Origin of the sequence: Legionella taurinensis, from assembly GCF_900452865.1 — a bacterium.
GTDB lineage: Bacteria > Pseudomonadota > Gammaproteobacteria > Legionellales > Legionellaceae > Legionella_C > Legionella_C taurinensis.
Map to the genome: position 1 here is coordinate 2,150,214 of NZ_UGOZ01000001.1, position 17,819 is coordinate 2,168,032.

The window sequence follows — 17,819 nt, forward strand, 5'->3', positions numbered from 1 at the left end:
CATGCTGTTAATTATTGATAACTACGATTCGTTTACCTACAACCTGGTTCATTATTTTCAATCCCTTGGCGCTGAGGTTCATGTGGCAGCCCATGACAGGATTGACTTAAGCGGGATAGAGCGGCTTGCTCCCAGCCACTTGGTCATTTCACCCGGGCCTAAAAGCCCAGCGGAGGCTGGCATTTCGGTGGCGGCCATCCAGCGCTTTTATCAACAGATACCGATTCTGGGCATTTGCCTGGGGCATCAATGCCTGGCGTATGCTTTCGGCGGTCAAATCCGTCGGGCTCGCGAGATTGTGCACGGCAAGACGTCTCCCATTGTGCATCACAAACACGGGCTGTTTAAAGGATTACCCAATCCCTTTCAAGCCACCCGTTACCATTCCCTTGCTGTCGATTGCGCGACCCTGCCCACGTGCTTTGCCATTGATGCCTGGGCCGATGACACCATTATGGCAATCTCCCATCGTCAATACCCGTTATTTGGTCTACAATTCCACCCGGAAGCGATTTTAAGCGAACACGGGTTAACTTTATTGAGTCATTTTCTTAATCATGAACACCAATAAACTCTTTGAGCAGCTCATTGAAGGCCAGCACTTAACCGCTGAAGCGATGCAGGCCATCATGAAAGCCTGCATGCAGGGCGAGCTTCAGGACGGGCAAATTGCCGCTTTCCTCGCCTTGATGCGCATGAAAGGCGAAACCGTTGAGGAATTGACCGCCGCGGCGCAGGTGATGATGGCGTTTGCGCATTGCATCGATTTAGGCGATGGGCTGATTGACATCGTCGGGACGGGCGGAGACGGCAAAAACACCTTTAATGTCTCGACCTTAAGCAGCATTGTGGCCGCGGCTTCCGGCGCCAGAGTAGCCAAACACGGCAACCGTTCCGTTTCAAGTTCAAGCGGCAGTTCCGATCTCCTGATGCAGGCCGGCTTCAAGCTGACTCTAACGGATGAGGAATTAAAAACCTGCATGCAAAAGCAAGGGGTTTGTTTCCTTTTCGCGCCTTATTTTCATAAAGCCTTGCAGAATGTCCGCAATGCAAGGCAGCAATTGGGTATTCGAAGCTTCTTTAATCTCTTGGGACCGCTGGTAAATCCTGCCCGGGTTAAACGACAGGTGGTGGGCGTGTACGCCGAACGCCTGCTTCGACCCATTGCAGAGGTACTGGCCAATTTGGGCAGTGAACGCGCACTGGTGATTCATTCCCGGGACGGACTGGATGAATTGAGCATTAACGCCGTGGCCGACGTGGTTGAATACGCCAACGGTGAATTTAAACACTGGACGCTTGATCCTGCCGATTATGGGTTATATCACCCCTCGCTGCAGGGGATTTTAGTTAACTCGCCGGCAGAAAGCCTGCAGTTGATTGAACAGGTCCTCGCCGGCGAAAAGGGCCCGGCACGCGACATTACCCTTTTAAACACCGCCGCAGCCCTCTATTGCACTGATCTCGCCGTGGACATCCATGAAGGCATTTCCTTAGCGGCAAAGGCCATTGATTCAGGCATTGCCAAAGCGCATTTTTATCAACTCAGGGATTTAACCCAGCAATCCGGTCTTAACACATGAACAGCATTTTAGCCAAAATAGCCGAACAAAAGCGCCAGGATGTGGCACTGGCCAAACAACAACGCTCCTTATCCAGTCTGCAAACGACCGACCTGCCGCCGGTGCGTGATTTTGTGCAGGCACTTAAGGTAAACAACCCGGCCATCATAGCCGAAATTAAAAAAGCGTCCCCCAGCAAGGGTTTAATCCGAGCGGATTTTGATGTGGCCGCCATTGCACAAATTTATGAAGCGTATGGCGCAGCCTGTCTTTCGGTGCTGACGGACAAACCCTTTTTTCAAGGTGATGCGGTCAATGTGCACATCGCACGCACTCATTCGTCCCTGCCCGTGTTGCGTAAAGAATTCATCATCGACAGTTACCAGGTTTTTGAAAGCCGGGCCTTGGGCGCGGATTGCATTTTATTGATAGTGGCCCTGCTTGATGACATTCAATTGCGGGATTATTGTCAAATCGCACAGGAATTGGGCATGGCGGTGCTGGTGGAAAGCCATACCCGCGAAGAACTCGAACGCGCCCTGCGGCTGCCCACCCCCCTGATGGGGATCAATAACCGCAGCCTGCATACCTTCAAAACCGACATCCACACCAGTATTGATTTAAAAGACCTCCTGCCTTCAGACAAATGCCTGATTACCGAAAGCGGCATTAACAGCCGTGCTGATATTGAGCTCATGCAGCGCCATGGCATTAACACCTTTTTAATTGGCGAGAGCCTGATGCGCATGCCAGACATTGGCGCCAAACTGGATGAATTAATGGGGAAGAACGGTTAATTGCGACGCCAGGTATTTTTCAAAAAAATCCTGCGCCGGGATGGGTTTGCTGTAATAATACCCCTGATGAATGAAGCAACCCATCTGACAGAGCAAGTCGCCCTGCGGTTTTTCTTCAATCCCCTCCGCAATCAGTTTTAAGCCCAGGCTTTGCGCGAGGGTGATGATGGCCCGCACAATGCTGTAATTTTTCTGATTGGTGAGCAAATCGGCAATGAAGATTTGATCAATCTTCATGGCATCAATGGGCATTTTTTTAAGATAACTCATGGACGAATAGCCGGTACCGAAGTCATCGAGCGCCAATTTAAATCCCGCCGCCTTCAACTCATTCATGATGGCAATGGATTGATGGAAATTATCGATCAAGGTACTTTCAGTGATTTCCAGTTCAATTTGAGCGGGGGTCAACCCGGACTCCTTCACGCAGTGCACAAGTAAATCGCACAGGTTATCCTGAGTAAACTGTCTGGCAGCCAGGTTAACGCCGATGGGAGGGACCACAATGCCCTGTTTCTGCCATTGTTTAATCTGCTGGCAGGCGGCCCGCATGACCCACTCGCCAATGACATTGATGCTATTTGTCTCCTCTGCCAATGCGATAAACACCCGGGGAGTCAACACGCCGCGCGTGGGGTGAAGCCAGCGCAGCAGCACTTCGGCACTGGCCAGTTTACCGCTTGCGGCATCGACCTGGGGTTGAAAATAGAGGACGAACTGATTTTCCTTGAGGGCCAGGTTTAAATCCTGAAGGATTTGATTGCGTTCAACCACCTGCTTTTCAAGCTCATCACTGAAGAAAACATAACGGTGTTTGCCGCCTTTCTTCGCCTGATACATGGACATGTCGGCGCATTTTAACAAATCATCCCCGGTAGTCTGCGTGGAGCGGATAACAATACCAATGCTTGCAGACCCAATAAACTCCTCCTCCCCTATTCTGAATGGTTTGTCCAGAGCTTCTAGCAGGTCTTCAGCCAGTTCAGTCGCTGTCCTTCTCGCCTGCTGAGGGGTCGGTAAATCCCCCACCAGCACCGTGAATTCATCGCCGCCCAAACGGCTCAACAACCCTCTGTCCTGAATGCAGTTGGCCATGGTTTTTGCCACATGACTTAAAAACAGATCGCCCACACCATGCCCCAGCGAGTCATTGATGTCTTTAAAATTATCCAGATCAATAAACATCAACAGACAATAAACGCCTTCTTTCTCACTGCGCTTCAGCACCTCGCTTAATTGCTGGCGCAGCACCAGACGATTGGGTAATTGCGTCAAATCATCATAATGAGCCTGATGATACAATTTTTCCTGCCACTCATTCTGGGTAAAAGCCACCGACAGGCGATGAAAAATATCGTGCAGAGGCTGCGTGTCACAGTCATCGCGCCTTTTTTTATCACCAAAACCGAGGCAGACGATCGAGGCCAGCTGATCATTATGAATGATGGGAAAAAGAATGAAATGCGCTTGTTCCTCTTTAAACCAGGAAAGGAAGGAAGGCGTTTCGTCGTCAGGCAGGCTTAAGGTCAGTTCTGGTGAGTGGCTGTAACGCGCCAGTTCATCCGAGGTAGTGGGTACAAGTTCCTGCGGAGCGGGTACTGCGGTCTTGCTGTCGAAAAAAATCCGCACTGATTTCCTGGTTTTACCCTTCACTAAACAAATTAACAACCAGTCATACTGTACCAGCTCATTTAAACGGCTGTGCAGAATAGCAACCACACGGCGCACACTCGCTTTGTTCACGATCGCCTGATCCAGCATTGACATAATCGACATGGTTTTAAACTGCTGGTTTAACTGACTGGACATGGAATTAAACGCCTCACCCAGCTCTTCAAATTCATCATTGCTTTTCATCACCGGCGCAGGAGTAAAGTCCTGTTTGGACAGGCGGCGGGTCGCATCCGTTAATTGTTCAAGCGGGATGAGGTAGCGTCTGATTTGTGACTGACTTAAAAACATGGTCAAAAGCAAGGCTAAAAGGGTGGTCGGCAGAAAAATTTCAAAAAATTTCGCCTGCGCGATGAAACTTAATTTGGGTTGCGCAAGAACAATAGCCCAGGTTTTACCCTGCAGGCGGTAATCGAGAAAAAGGCTCCAGTAGGCCACGTAATAGGGTTGATTATTCAGCTCTTGCGACAAGGTGCGTGTGTGCGTTTTTTTAACCACCTGGTAGTTAACCGGCAAAGGCTTTTCGCTGTTGCTGAAAACCACCTGCCCCTCGCCATCCACAATCCACAACAAGGCGTCGTCGTTGCTTAACGAGAGACTCCATAATTGACGCTCATCCGCCTGGGCTAATAACACATACGCGGCATTCGGCCGACAGACAAAATAGAGACCCTTCGCGGGCCCTGTTGCTGAAAAATAAAACAATTTGCAATCACCGGGATTTAACTTAACCGCTGGAAAAGCAATGGGCGCGGGATTTTCAGTGAGAGGGATGATCTTACCCTCAGAGGTTTTAACGGATAAGGTGGTAAAGCCTGGGACCGCTTTCACCAGTTTATCCTTCTCGGTGACCATCTCGTCCTCGCTGAGATTGCCAAGGCGTTTCCCTAAGGAATCGACCTGATCGCCAAGCTCAAAGAGGGTGCCGGCCAACTCCATGCCAAGGCTTTTGACTTCCTTTCGTGCAGCCATTTCTTCATTGGCTTTAACCTGTTGGTTAAATTGGGTAATCTGAAAAATGGCTAAAATGACGATGGGGATTAAAGCAGAAATAACGAATAAAAAGAATATCCGTCTCGCGACCCTGCTCTGAAAGAAATGCCATTCCGTCTGCATAGACTAATCCTTGCTTAATAATCAGCGGCAGGACCAATGTAGGCTCCGTTGTTCGCCCGCACCACATCATCCTGACTGGCTTTAGCCGTCAAGGGAGAGACCGAAGCGCCATCCTCACCGCTACTGTATAAATCATAGTCCGAATTAATCGGAACAAGATTTTTATCTTTTCTGGCCATCCCTTTTGCTGAAGGACCGCCGTTTAAAATGTTCAAATAACGATAAGGGTTTCCCCAGGGGTCTCTCATGCTGATGCCCAGGGTGGCAAGATCAGGGGGGTATTGGTTGTTTTCACCGTAGTATTTTTCGATCGCCATTTCAACCGTTTTGATGTCGGCTGTGGCTGTAGTCATGTTGACCCGCGTCACATAACGGAAGTAACCTGGAATAAAGATAACAGAAAGAACACCGACAATGCCGGCAGCCAGCATCAGCTCAAACAGTGTATAGCCTTTTTCTTTTTTTAATTTCGGCCAGCCACATGATCGACCTCGTAGTAAACCGAGTTTTGTTTTTAGCATCCCATACCTTATTTAATGCTATTACTTTAAACCGTTTTTGTGATTATTTTCTCCTCAACAAGTTTAATAATAGCACATTATTGGCCCTCTGACGGCTTCACTACCCCTATGACAAAAGAACAAACGAGATGAAAATTAATTTGTTTTACTGTGCTAAATTTAGCATAATGGCTGATTTTCGATCTCAAGGGTCTTATGTCAACAAAATTGATTAATATCAAGGTCTTGGAAGAACTGGTTCATCAGGCGGAATTGAATCAGGAAGGAAAAACAGCGGATTACATTCCCGAGCTTGCCAATGTGAACCAGGATTTGACCGCGATTGCCGTGCATCCTCTGGGAGAAAGTCCGTTGTCTTACAGCAATCACCCGCTGCAACCGGTAACCCTGCAAAGTACCGGTAAAATGGTGCCTTTAATCGGTCTGCTGGAAGAGTTTGGCTTTGAACAGGTGTTTGAATGGGTGAAAGTCGAACCCTCAGGTGATGATTTCGCCTCCATTACCCGCCTTGAGCAATTTGGCCCCAAACCTTCAAACCCTATGCTCAATGCCGGTGCCATTACCCTGTGTTCGCGTATTCCCGGTACGGGCGAGCAGCAGTTTGCCTGGCTTGAACACTGGATACAAAAACTCTTTAATCAACGATTAACGATGAATGCCCTGGTCTTTGCCTCGGAAAAACGCACCGGCAATCGCAACCGCTCCCTGGCGTATCTCTTAAAAAGCCGCAACAATCTAGGGACTGACGTGATTGAAACCCTCGATTTGTATTTCGCCTTGTGTTCTTATGAAGTGATGCTTGAACAAATGCTGTTTTTACCCACGGTACTGGCTAATGGGGGGCGAAACCCAGAAACGGGTGAGCAGATCATTTCCCTGGAAACCTGCAAAATCACGCTGGCCATTATGGCCACCTGCGGCCTTTACGATGAAACCGGCACGCACATGGTGCGCACCGGCATGCCGGCGAAAAGCGGCGTTTCCGGTTACACCATTGCCACCGTGCCTGGAAAAGCGGGCATTGCCGTTTTAAGTCCCCGTGTCAATCCGAAAGGCAACAGCATTCGCGGGGAAATCATGCTGGAAGGGTTGTCCAAAGCCATGAACTGGCACTTTGCCATTCCTTAGCCCTACGCGCGGTGCCCGCGCGATTATCCCCCTTCCGTCACATTCACCTGCGGCAATTCCTGCGTTGGGCTGACAATGTGAACGTAGGCTTCCTGCGTAGCCGCTGCATTGGTCAGCTTGAATAACTGCTCCCCAGGTGCGGGGGCAGTCAACAAATTGGAGACATCCTCAACATCCGCGCTGTGCAGGTTGATCGTATCCGCCGCTGCCCCACCATCGGCCTTGATTTGCAGAACAGAAACCTGAGTGCCATTATTCAACTCCAGATTGAGTTCACTGCCAGACGAGAGCGCCAGCACGGAATCCAGCGTTAAGCTTAAGGTATTTTGACCATGACCGGTCATATCCACCTTTTCCCAGCCTGAATCAAAATGACCCGTGATTTCCTGGGCGGTTAGATTCATGCCGTTCTGATTCAACTGCACCGTGTCTATGCCGTGATTGCCATTGACCTTGCCCAAACCGTCCATGTTGTCGGGAATCAATACCACGTCATTGCCAGCACCAAAATCAAAATGGCCCTGGGCGTTAAAATCAATGAGATTGATGGGCAACGTATCGTTGATCTGCACGCCGAATTGCGTGACCGAGGTATCCACCAGCCCGGTGTCATCGGTCACTGACACCTGCACATGCCTGACCACCCCTTCGCTGGCTTCACTGGCTACCGGCGTGAAGGTTAAGGTTTTGAGCATGAGCTCATAAGCGCCAACCGGGACGAGCTGACCTGGGTTTAAGGCAGTAAACACATAGGCATAATTATTCCCCGTGCCAAAATCCTGAAATTGCAGCACGTAATTCTCGCCGCCATAATTAATGGCGACCTGCCCCAGCCCCATGTTAAAAACAACGTCTGCGGTGGAGACGAGATTAATGGCGTCGCCGGCAATAAAGTCACTGCTGCTGACCACGGCCTTGGTTAAAAATGGACTATCCGGATCGCTGACTGATTCCACAATCGCAGCACTGCCAGTGGTCAGGTTTTGAATGTTGGCTCCCAGGTCGACACTGAAAATGATGTCGTTGTAATCCCTGTCGCCGCCATTTTGTAAATCTTCAAAACCGACAATGAGCAAACCGCTGTAAGCCAGAAGCGCCGGATCCTGCTGATCAAAGGTCACACCGCTTAAGGCATGCCCAGCAGGAAATGAGGCGGCATCGGTATTTAAGCTTTTGTCGTGACTGAAATAGACATTACCAATGAGTTCCGTATTGCCCACTTTCACCCGTCCATTGTCAATGGAAACAAGGTTGTTCAAGTTGTCGATGGAAGTTATGCCCTGGCTTGTGACTAACGATTTAATCGTCACAGCATTGACATTGTTCACGCCGTTTCTATCCAGATCAGCCCCGTCCTCAATGAGGAAAAACCCAATGCCCTGCCCGGCTGGAATCGTTGGGATATTGAACGTGTCAGATTGGTTTAAGCCAAAAGCATTGAAGGTATTTTCAATTAAATTCGTACCGCCAACCCCGGAAGTCACCACGGCGGAGGCATCAAGCCAGATGAGGCCCGCGGAATTGGCGATGATATTTCCGGCAGCATCGTAGAGGTAATATCCCACCATGTTCTGATGGCCTGCGCCTTCAGAAACGAATTTGACTTGCACCGGGGTGGGTATTTCAATGAAAGTATTGGTTAAATCCACACCATTGACCGGCACGCTGACCACCTGCCCTTCACGGCCTAAAGCCTGCAGTAATAAATACTCTGCCACTTCGGCATCACCATAAGGCTGCTGCCCCTGTTCCGTGCGGGTAAACTCGATGGTTTTGCTCAGCAGGGTAATTTCGGGCGGCTCGACATTGTCAATTTTAATGGTTAACAAGGCATTGTCCTGGTCGCCATCGGCATCCTGAATGGTATAGCCTACCTGGACTTGCTCATCCTGATTCACGTTGGCGGCAATGTAGGTGTAGTCGCCTGTGGCAAAATTAAAGGTTAATTCCCCGCCCAGCGCGTCAAACACCGTCAACTCATTATTGACTACACCGGGATCATCAAAATGATAGGTTTGATTGTCGAGCGTAATGGACACGATGCGATGATCATGCGGGCCATCCCCGCCAAAGGCATCATTTTGCAGCACATTGCCGTTGACGGCATTGTTTAATTGCTGTTGCAGTGTCGCATCCAGATCACTGGGGTCAAGTACCTGAATAATCTCATCGCCGCTGTTACCCACGGCCGCGAGGGGCCCTGGATTAAACTGGCCAATGCCGACCGGAATCACGTTGATGTCGTTGCTGTCGACAAACGGCTGCCAGCTTGCCGGTGCGCCGGCAGTGACGGGATTCGGAACACCGTCAGAGAGAAAATACACCACATGCTGGTAATCGGCGATGGGAGAGGTCACCGCAATGTCGGATTCCAGCAGGCCGCGGGTGATATTCAGCGCGTCATTGTATTCTGTGCCTGATCCCGGTATGGGGTTTTCACTGACTTCAAGACCGCTGATAAAGTCCAGCGCGTCGTTGAGTTCGCCGTTTAGAATATCAAATTTTTCAGTGGCAAACGCACCTGAATTACCGTTACCTGAAGCGAAGGGCACGATGGTAATAATGACCGCGCCGTTGTAATCCGCGTATTGATTAGTCAAATTAATCAAGGCTTCCCGGGCCAGGGCCAATCGGGTTGTGGGCCCCTCGTCGGTGATGATGCGATCGCCCATACTGCCTGAAACATCGACGACGTAGTAAATGTTTAAATTGGCAACCGGCTCTGTGACAGGGGCGCAGTCATTGACGGCAATGGGCAAATCGTCCTGCACATTGACACCGAAACGACCATCCAGAGACACGGTGTCGCCATCGCCGTCCACGGCGTTGATCACCGCGCCCAGGTTAATGGCCAAGGATTGAGTGTCATCATCGGTGGCGACTGGCGGAGAGGGATGATCAAGCGGTCCAAACAGAGTAAACGTGTAGCTGCCTGTCGACTGGTCTAAGGTAAAATCAAAAATAACCGCTCCGCCCTGATCCTGCGCCACAATGCTTGCTGCCGCCCCATTCTGGAGAGACACATAACTGAGGGGCTCACCCTGGGAAGTTAATCCCATTGCCTCAAGCACCGCGGCAGCATCCGTTCTCAACTCAAACCCGCTCGACTGATCAGCGCCAAAATCCACAAGAGTCTCCAGAGAGCCGCTTATTGTATGGGTTTGCACCGGATCAGCATTGCCATCGGGCAAGGCATCCTCATTAACCACCTGGGCAGAGTCCGTCTGAAGGGTCAAACGAGGACCATCGTCATCAATGGCGAAAAATCCCTGGCTGACATCCACGCTGTTTTGCGCCTGATCACCATCGGCATCGGTGACGGTGGCCACCACGGCCAGACTGCCCATGGCGGCATGAAGGGTCGAGACATCGTCGGGATTATGGGTATCGGCATGCCAGACATTGATGTGCTGCGTGAACGTGACCACGCCGCTCTGACTGTCGATGGCAATGGTGAAATAAATGTCACTATTGATCCTGCCTTCCACAGTATTGGCATCACGCTGTTCCAGACGAATTTCTTCGCCCCTGCCATCCGGTTGGGACGGATCCACCGAATACAGTCCGGAGCCCGTGCCAGCAGCAGCATTGACATCCAAAGAATAATTAACCTGACCTAAGCCATCCTCGCCCGGATGAATATCGAAAATCGGACTGTAATCCGCAGAAGCCGAGGCGGATACCGCAAGCTGGGTTTCATCGACGTTCAATCGCGGCGCTTCCAGTACGGCATCAATGGTAATGGCAGGACCATCGTCATTGATGGAAAAAATACCGTTACCAAGGCCGATGATGTCGCTGACTGAATCGCCGTCGCCATCGATGGCGGTGGCTCTGATAAATAAATCGTTGACCTGTTCCGTGATTAAACTGGATAAATCATTGGCATCGGACGCATCGCCATGCCAGACGGATAACTGTTGTGTGAACGTCACAACGCCCGTGGCAGCATCCACACGAATAGTGAAATACTCCAATCCGTTGGCCATGCCCCGAATGACCCCTTGATCATCCACCAGTTGAATTTCAATGCCTTTGCCCGTTGCTGCGGTCGCATCTATGGTGTGCAGGCCTGAACCCGTCTGGTTGCTCTCAAGGCCCAGTGAATAAACAAGATGGCCAGGATGAGCCGCTGTGTTGTCCATGCCAAAATCAAAATGATTGGCAAAGGCGAAAGCAAAATCGGCCGTATCCACAGCGCCCTGCGCCGGAATAAAGCTTTCATCGACATTGAGCCTTATGATTTCCTGTTCACCGCTGCCCACAATTCGCGGACCATCATCAAAAATAGTGACCGTGAAATCGCAACTGGCGCGAGCACCATCCCCTTCACGGGTAGCCGTCATGATGATCGGAACGGTAATAAAGTCATTGGCATCATTGGGGTTGGCATGTTGTACCGGCGTAAGCTGCTTGAATTCAAGTGTAATACCCACCCCCCCAGCTGGAGGATGTACGATGATGGCCCAGGTGCCGTCTGCGGCAGTCAGGGTATCGGTTTGCGCATTCCAGACGGCTGAATGGCCATCGGCGGCATCCAGACGCACCTCGCTTATCTCGCTGCTGGGCGTATTGGACTGCCAGCCCTGCACGACGGTCTGTAACCCAGCCGTTTCATCCACGACCACCGGATCGGCATTCACTTCGAAAGGAGGCGGTAATTCACCGCCCGACGGTAATCCAGGGACTCCCACCTCGTTTAATAAACTGTCGGCATCAAACAGGCTGACGTAATCTTCCCTGCCCTGGCTGTCAAAGCTGACGCCAATGGTGGGGTAGCCGGCAGTAACGGCGCCTAAACCGTACATGGGATCAAGAATAAAAAAATTCCCCCCTTCGCCGAGAAGCTCCTGCCCCGCAGCGGTTTCTGCCAATGCCTCAAGAATAAAGGTCGGATCAATCCCTTTCGCCAATGCTTCGTCAATGATGTCGCCAATTAAGGATTCGGGGGTCGACGGTTTGAGTAACGGGGAAATGCCGTCAATGTGCAGCGGCTGGTTTAGCGACAAGGCAGTGGGAAAATCCTCCGTCAGCAGATGGATGTAGGCGTTACCGCTTAGGAGGACCAGGGTATCTCCGTCATGAAGCGGAGTACCCAGCCTGACCATTTCATTGTGTCCATTACCAGAATTTTTAATCAGAATGCCTTCGAGTCCCTGAACCACTCCGGATGCAGTCTGTACAGCCATGGGTGATAAACCTTAAAAAAGCAGCAGTTACTTTATTACTATAGTCTATCCACAGGCCATTTGGTCATTTATTAACCATGTTATGCTTTTTTACCGGTCATCGGGTGAACCGAGCCTAAATACTGGCCTTGTCCCCAGTGCAGATTCAGGCTTTTTAATGTCAGCCATTGCTTGTCAGACTCGATTTGGGTGGCTATCACACGGATATCCAGGGTGTTGGCCATTTCATTAAAGTAATGAATAAAAAACTGCTTGTTCTGGTTTTCCTGAATATCCTGGATCAGGCTGCCATGCAATTTAAGGTAATTCAACGGCAACTGCTTCAGGTAGTGCATGGGTGAAAAATGAATCCCTACCTGATCCACCCCGATTTGCACACCCAGTTTCTGCAGGTTTTTAACCAGCACCATGACCTGACTAAAATGATTAAGCACAATCAGTTCGTTGAGTTCAATGTTTAATTTCTCAAGCAGATGCGATGGAATCTGCGCTAACTGTTTGAGGTATTGCTTGCGCAGTTCCTCATCCACAACGGTGGTTTCGGTGATATTCAATGCAATGTCGTTGGTATTGAGCAGGCCTTTGTTGATCACCTCCTCCAATACAAAGCGATCAATCTGGGACGCCAGCCCATTGCGAATGGCTAAGGGCATGAAATAACCGGCGCTGATTAAATCCTCGCCTAAGGCCATGCGCACAAAAATTTCCTGATGCAGCATCCTTTCGCCATTGGTTACTGCCTGCCCAAAAAGCACCAGTTGGCGGTTGCTTATCGCCTGCAACAGGTCGCCCCTGGCAATATTGGCCGGGTTATGAGCCGGCAAATTGTCGCTGTAAGCCAGCCCATCGACCGCTTCTCTGGCGGTCATTAACACGCTGTCCACTTCCGAAAGCAGCGTACGCGGCGTTTGATGCAATTGGTAGGATGTCGCCGACATCACCAGACGGCAACCAAACTCCGGTGTTAACAGCTTTTGCAGCGATTGATTGAAACTGTCACACTGGCTGACAAAATGCGCCGCGTCATTTTCTTTCACCAGGATAGCAAAACTGCTGCCGCCAATACGGGCAATCAGGGTTGACGCGGTCTCTTTCCAGAATCCTCGGCAGGCTTTAGCCACCTGTTTGACGACATTATCCCCCTGCTGATAGCCCGCATCATGGTTCAATTTATCCAACCCATCGATGACCACCAGAATCACAAAGCCCGGGGCAAATTCTTCGTCGTGATTGAGTAGTGCCGAGAGCTGCTGCAGAAAATAGCGGCGGTTGCCGAGGCCCGTCAGTGAATCCTGAAACGACTGGTGCCGCAGCGTTTCCATCTGCTGCAACTGGTCATTAAAAATTTTCTTAATACGCGTCACCATCTGATTCATGGCGAGAGTCACTTTTTTTAATTCCCTAGTCCTCGGAATGGTGGTTTCTATGGGGAATTCCTTCTCCCCTATAGCCTCCGCCTGGCGGGTTAAACGCTTTAAGGGCCTGAGCAGCCAGCGGATAAACCAGTAGACGATCAGGAGTGACAGAGCCACGAAAACGCCATACCAGATGGATAAATCCATGGTATTTAACCACAACGCATCCACCGCATAGCCTGTATCGCTGCTGACCAAGACTTCACCGACCTGATTCCAGCCATGCATTACGGTGGCGGATTGCACGGTCGATGGCCATTGGATTAATTCATGGAACCAGTCCGGCGCTGAGTGCTTGCGTTTTGGGGCGTAACGGGCCACCAGCAATTCGCCGCGGATGTTGCGGACTTCAATCATGGCAAAATAACCCCGATCAAACACCGCCTCAACCATGGACAGCACCGACGCCTTGTCCCGGGTATAAAGCCCATGCGACAGTGACAGGCCGAGTGACGTGGCGGTGTCCTGCGCATTGCTGTTCATTTGTTGAATAAAGAAATTTCTTTCATTATTGAATGTGATCAGGAACGTCCCGATAAAAATAACCAGGAGTAACCCTAAAACACCCAAAGCCATTTTTTTGGTTAATGTCATGGAGCATCACCTTTTTTCATGCGTTGTATTACTTGCCGCCATTTGCTCAATTGCGAAGCATTTCCCAGCGGTTTATCCTGGCCGCGCTGTTTGGCGAGCCATAAGCCCTTGCCGTTAAAACTGTAAATGGGGACGAGATCCGGTCGTTTTGACGCCGGCAGGATGTCGGAAACGAGATTATCAAGCACCAGCGGCTCGGATTGCGGCGTTGGGTAGTAAGCCAGTACCATGTGAGCCTGATTGAGCGTCACTGATTTCACGTAGGTGATGCGCAGGGTGTTAAGAGGTAAATCAAGGGCCAACAGCGTAAAGTATTTTGCGATGGAGAAATCTTCGCAATCCCCGCTGCCATCGGCAATAAACTCTTCCGGCGTTTTCCAGTAATCGGTGACCCCTTGATAACCTGAATCTTTTTCAAAATGAAACTGGTTAAAAAAGTCATTGGTGGCTTTGAGTTTGTCCAGCGTCGAGCTGTTTTGATGAGTGAGAATCAATTTTTTCCAGGTTTTAAACCGCAAAACCGCGGCCGAGTCATGGCTTGTGTCCGGATGGCTCTCCGTTAAAGCCAGGCGAATGCTGTCGCTGCCGGCCATGACGGCAGCAGACAGAGGCCATAAGAAGAGCAAAGCGATAGGAATAATATCCCTAAGCGTGCTGAGTATTCTTTTTAAACGTGACCAGCACTCCCTGTACATGGGCAATTTCCTTCAGCCTTTCCATCCCATTTGCCGCGTGGCCTCGATACTCATAAGGGCCGATATACACACATTCTCCCCCGTTCACGGTGCGGGAGAATGCTGTAAAGCCAAGACCATTCAAGCGATTCACCAGGGCCACCGCATTGGCCTTGTTTTTAAAGAAGCCGGCCGACACGTACCAGACCATGGGCGACGGCGGGGTTGGCACTTCGGTATTTTTCATGACGATGGCTTTGGTTAATGGCGTGGTTTCCATGTTTTTAACAGGATGCGCCAGAGCCAGTGGGCGATCCGTATCGTCCGGATAGGGTACACCATCCATGTTTTTATCCAGCAGGACATGGGTTTGCGCGGAACTGAAAACATCATTGTTGACCACGTTTTCCGGCAAACGCATGTGCAGATAAGGCAGTAATCGTCCCATGCCGTTTAAAATACGGTAACGGGAGTAAATTTCATCGTTTTGACCGCGGGCGTATTGAATCTGGGCTTCATAGTACTCATTCTGGGAGTCGAGCAGGTCAAGCAGCGTCCGTTTGCCTACTTTAAATTGTTCCTGATAAGCCCCTCGGGTTCGTTGGGAGGAAAGGACATGGCGGCGCAGCGGCTTTAAGCGATGGCCGGCAGCAACCCAGGCATTCCACGACAAGCGAATGGATTCGCGCAAATCCACGAGCGATCGGTTTTTCACTTCATAGGCTTCCTGGACCTGATACGCCGTCAACTTCACGTTGGCCACGTCCGAGCCACCGCGGAAAACGTTGTAATTCATACGCACCATGGCCAGTTTATCATCATTTGGCCCAATCAATCCGTCAAGATTTCGGTTTTTGGATGCGCTAAGCACCAGATCAAAATGAGGAACGTAAGCCGCTCTTGCCACTTGGTATTGTGATTTGGCTTCTTTAATGTCGGCATAGGTTGATTTGACCGTGGGATGATGATCAAGCCCTTTTTCAATCGCCTGAGTCAATGTCCTCGGTAATTCACTGCTTTTAGGGATTCGCGGCCATTGCAGGTTCATGGGCCAGCTGCCGACCACTTTGGCGAAGTTAATTCTCACTTCCCGGAGGTTGGCTTCGGCACTGATTAAATTGGCCTCGGCCAAAGCCAGGCGTGCAACCGCCTGATCGACTTCAGCTTCACGGGTAAGGCCGGCCTCCTTGCGATCGCTTATCAGCCTGAAGACCGAGCGGTGGGTGCGAAGATTGGTTTTGGCATAGGCGTAAAGCTTTTCATGCAGCAGGACCAGCAGGTAGCGGTTAACGACTTCCAGGGCCAGATCTTCCGCGATGCCCTGGGTTTTTAATTTCTGGGCCTCGTAGAGGTGTTCATTACGCTTAAGCTCATTGACAATGCCGCCGCCGGCATACAGACTCTGGCGTAACTCCACGAGGGATTCCTGACGGGTCAACGTCCGTCTGCCCGGGCCGTCAATGGCCGTTGTCGTTGGGTTTAAGCTTTGTTCACGGCCATAACCCGCCGTCACATCGACACTCGGGTAATAAGCGCCCCTCGCCTTGTCAATGCCCTGACGCGCCGACAAGCCTTTGGCAGTATTAAAAAGAACATCGGGATTGGAAATCATGCTGTGCTGCACCGCTTCGGCGAGCGTCTGTGCGTTAGCTGGAAGCGCAGTAACCAGTGCAAGGAGTGCTATGGTGTACTTATTAAACATCCTATAATCCCTGGAATAATAATTTTCTTACAGTAAAACAAAGATTAAATAACATCAACCATTTTTCTATTTTCTCACTTTTTGGTAAGCTGTTTTGCAATAATTTCATCACTTTTGAGTCTAACCTTGTCAACTTTAACCGTCAGCCAGCTTAATCGCCAAATCCGTTCCTGGCTTGAACTTGACATTGGCGAGGTGTCGGTGGTAGGCGAGCTGTCCAACCTCAGCAAACCCGCGTCCGGGCATTATTATTTTACTCTGAAAGATGCCGCGGCTCAGTTACGGTGTGTTTTCTTTCGCAACCACCATACGCCCGATGCCCGCCAGTTCCGCGACGGCCAGCAGGTCATTGCCCGGGGCAAATTAAGCCTGTACGAAGCCCGCGGCGACTATCAGCTTATCGTTCAGGAACTGACGGACCATGGATTAGGCGAACTCTACCGGCAATTTGAGTTGCTGAAAACCCGATTACAGCAGCAGGGCCTGTTTGATGCGGCCCGTAAAAAAGCCATTCCTGCCTTTCCGCAAACCATTGCCGTTGTGACTTCGGCCAGCGGCGCTGCCCTGCATGATATTCTCGCGACATTAGCCAGACGCTACCCCATTGCCCGGGTGCTGGTGTATTGCTGTGAGGTGCAGGGTAAAGGCGCCGCGGCCCAGTTGATTAATGCCGTTAAAAAGGCCAATGCCGATGGCCAAAGCCAGGTGATGATCCTGGCACGCGGGGGCGGCAGCATTGAGGATTTGTGGGCGTTTAATGACGAAAAACTGGCCATTGCCATCCATGAGAGCGCCATCCCCATTGTCTCAGGCATTGGCCATGAAACGGATTTTACCATTGCTGATTTTGTCGCGGACTTACGGGCAGCCACACCGACTGCCGCGGCGGAAAGCGTCACACCCAATCAGCAGGATCTGCTCAAATTCATTGGTCTTGCCGCAACCCGGATGGTCATGACCTTAGACAGGCTCATTCAGCATCATCAGATGCAACTGAGTCATCGCCTGGCCGCATTGAGTTCGCCGGAACAATTGATTTACCGCTACTGGCAGAGCCTGGATCACCTGCAGCAACGATTGCAATTGTACGGACAACGCAGCCTCTATGCCTTAAAAAACCGTCTGCAGGTTGCCCTTTTAACGCTTAAAGGTCAGAATCCGCACACGGGAGTCCGTCAGGCCTTGATTGCGCGCCGACAACTGGAACAACGCTTGCTTCAGGTCATGGCACATCGCATGGCCGCCATGCGGCAAACGCTATCCCTGCAAATGAGTACATTAAATGCCGTCAGCCCTCTGGCTACACTGGAGAGGGGGTATGCCATTGCGACCCATCAGGGCCGGGTCGTCTTTAGCTCCGGGGATGTTTCTTCAGGCGATGAATTGACGCTCAGGCTGTCGCAGGGAAGCTTAATTTGCCAGGTCACTCAACGCATCGAATAAGGAGAAG

General features: G+C 50.7%; 11 protein-coding genes. 5 read left to right on the forward strand and 6 right to left on the reverse strand.

What is annotated here, in order from left to right:
* Position 1 precedes the first annotated feature (1 nt).
* The 3 genes from DYE45_RS09895 to trpC are packed head-to-tail and all read left to right on the forward strand — an operon-like array spanning position 2 to position 2,359.
* Positions 2-571 carry an anthranilate synthase component II gene (locus tag DYE45_RS09895; protein ID WP_108290163.1) on the forward strand — a complete coding sequence of 190 codons (570 nt, stop codon included), beginning with the start codon at positions 2-4 and terminating at the stop codon, positions 569-571.
* Positions 558-1,583, forward strand: a complete 1,026-nt coding sequence (gene trpD / locus DYE45_RS09900; RefSeq protein ID WP_108290165.1) for an anthranilate phosphoribosyltransferase — start codon at positions 558-560, stop codon at positions 1,581-1,583. Before DYE45_RS09895 ends, trpD begins: the two co-directional genes overlap by 14 nt.
* The gene (trpC, locus tag DYE45_RS09905; RefSeq protein ID WP_115300862.1) at positions 1,580-2,359 is read left to right on the forward strand and encodes an indole-3-glycerol phosphate synthase TrpC; all 780 of its coding nucleotides are present in this window, start codon (positions 1,580-1,582) and stop codon (positions 2,357-2,359) included. The genes trpD and trpC overlap by 4 nt, the downstream gene beginning before the upstream one ends.
* Here the strand turns inward: trpC and DYE45_RS09910 are convergent.
* Both DYE45_RS09910 and DYE45_RS09915 read right to left on the reverse strand, forming a co-directional pair.
* Positions 2,339-5,146, reverse strand: coding sequence for an EAL domain-containing protein (locus DYE45_RS09910; protein WP_108290169.1), 2,808 nt, complete (start codon positions 5,144-5,146; stop codon positions 2,339-2,341). The two genes, trpC and DYE45_RS09910, sit on opposite strands and share 21 nt — an antisense overlap.
* Positions 5,147-5,160: 14 nt before the next feature.
* Positions 5,161-5,667 (reverse strand): prepilin-type N-terminal cleavage/methylation domain-containing protein, encoded by a 507-nt coding sequence (locus DYE45_RS09915; RefSeq protein WP_108290171.1) that lies wholly within the window; start codon positions 5,665-5,667, stop codon positions 5,161-5,163.
* Between the two features lie 195 nt (positions 5,668-5,862).
* Here DYE45_RS09915 and glsA point away from each other — a divergent pair, with 195 nt between their 5' ends.
* Positions 5,863-6,795, forward strand: a complete 933-nt coding sequence (gene glsA / locus DYE45_RS09920; RefSeq protein WP_115300863.1) for a glutaminase A — start codon at positions 5,863-5,865, stop codon at positions 6,793-6,795.
* A gap of 23 nt (positions 6,796-6,818) precedes the next feature.
* On the opposite strand, the gene DYE45_RS09925 is transcribed toward glsA, so the two are convergent.
* From DYE45_RS09925 to DYE45_RS09940, 4 genes are all read right to left on the reverse strand, one after another.
* Positions 6,819-11,984, reverse strand: coding sequence for a DUF5801 repeats-in-toxin domain-containing protein (locus DYE45_RS09925; RefSeq protein WP_115300864.1), 5,166 nt, complete (start codon positions 11,982-11,984; stop codon positions 6,819-6,821).
* An 80-nt stretch (positions 11,985-12,064) separates the two neighbouring features.
* Positions 12,065-13,993 carry an EAL domain-containing protein gene (locus DYE45_RS09930; protein WP_115300865.1) on the reverse strand — a complete coding sequence of 643 codons (1,929 nt, stop codon included), beginning with the start codon at positions 13,991-13,993 and terminating at the stop codon, positions 12,065-12,067.
* The gene (locus DYE45_RS09935) at positions 13,990-14,688 is read right to left on the reverse strand and encodes a transglutaminase-like cysteine peptidase (RefSeq protein WP_207393846.1); all 699 of its coding nucleotides are present in this window, start codon (positions 14,686-14,688) and stop codon (positions 13,990-13,992) included. Before DYE45_RS09935 ends, DYE45_RS09930 begins: the two co-directional genes overlap by 4 nt.
* Positions 14,639-16,369 carry a TolC family outer membrane protein gene (locus DYE45_RS09940; protein WP_108290181.1) on the reverse strand — a complete coding sequence of 577 codons (1,731 nt, stop codon included), beginning with the start codon at positions 16,367-16,369 and terminating at the stop codon, positions 14,639-14,641. Before DYE45_RS09940 ends, DYE45_RS09935 begins: the two co-directional genes overlap by 50 nt.
* Before the next feature lie 114 nt (positions 16,370-16,483).
* Between DYE45_RS09940 and xseA the strand changes: the two genes are divergently transcribed.
* Positions 16,484-17,812 carry an exodeoxyribonuclease VII large subunit gene (gene xseA / locus DYE45_RS09945; protein ID WP_115300866.1) on the forward strand — a complete coding sequence of 443 codons (1,329 nt, stop codon included), beginning with the start codon at positions 16,484-16,486 and terminating at the stop codon, positions 17,810-17,812.
* Positions 17,813-17,819: the final 7 nt, after the last annotated feature.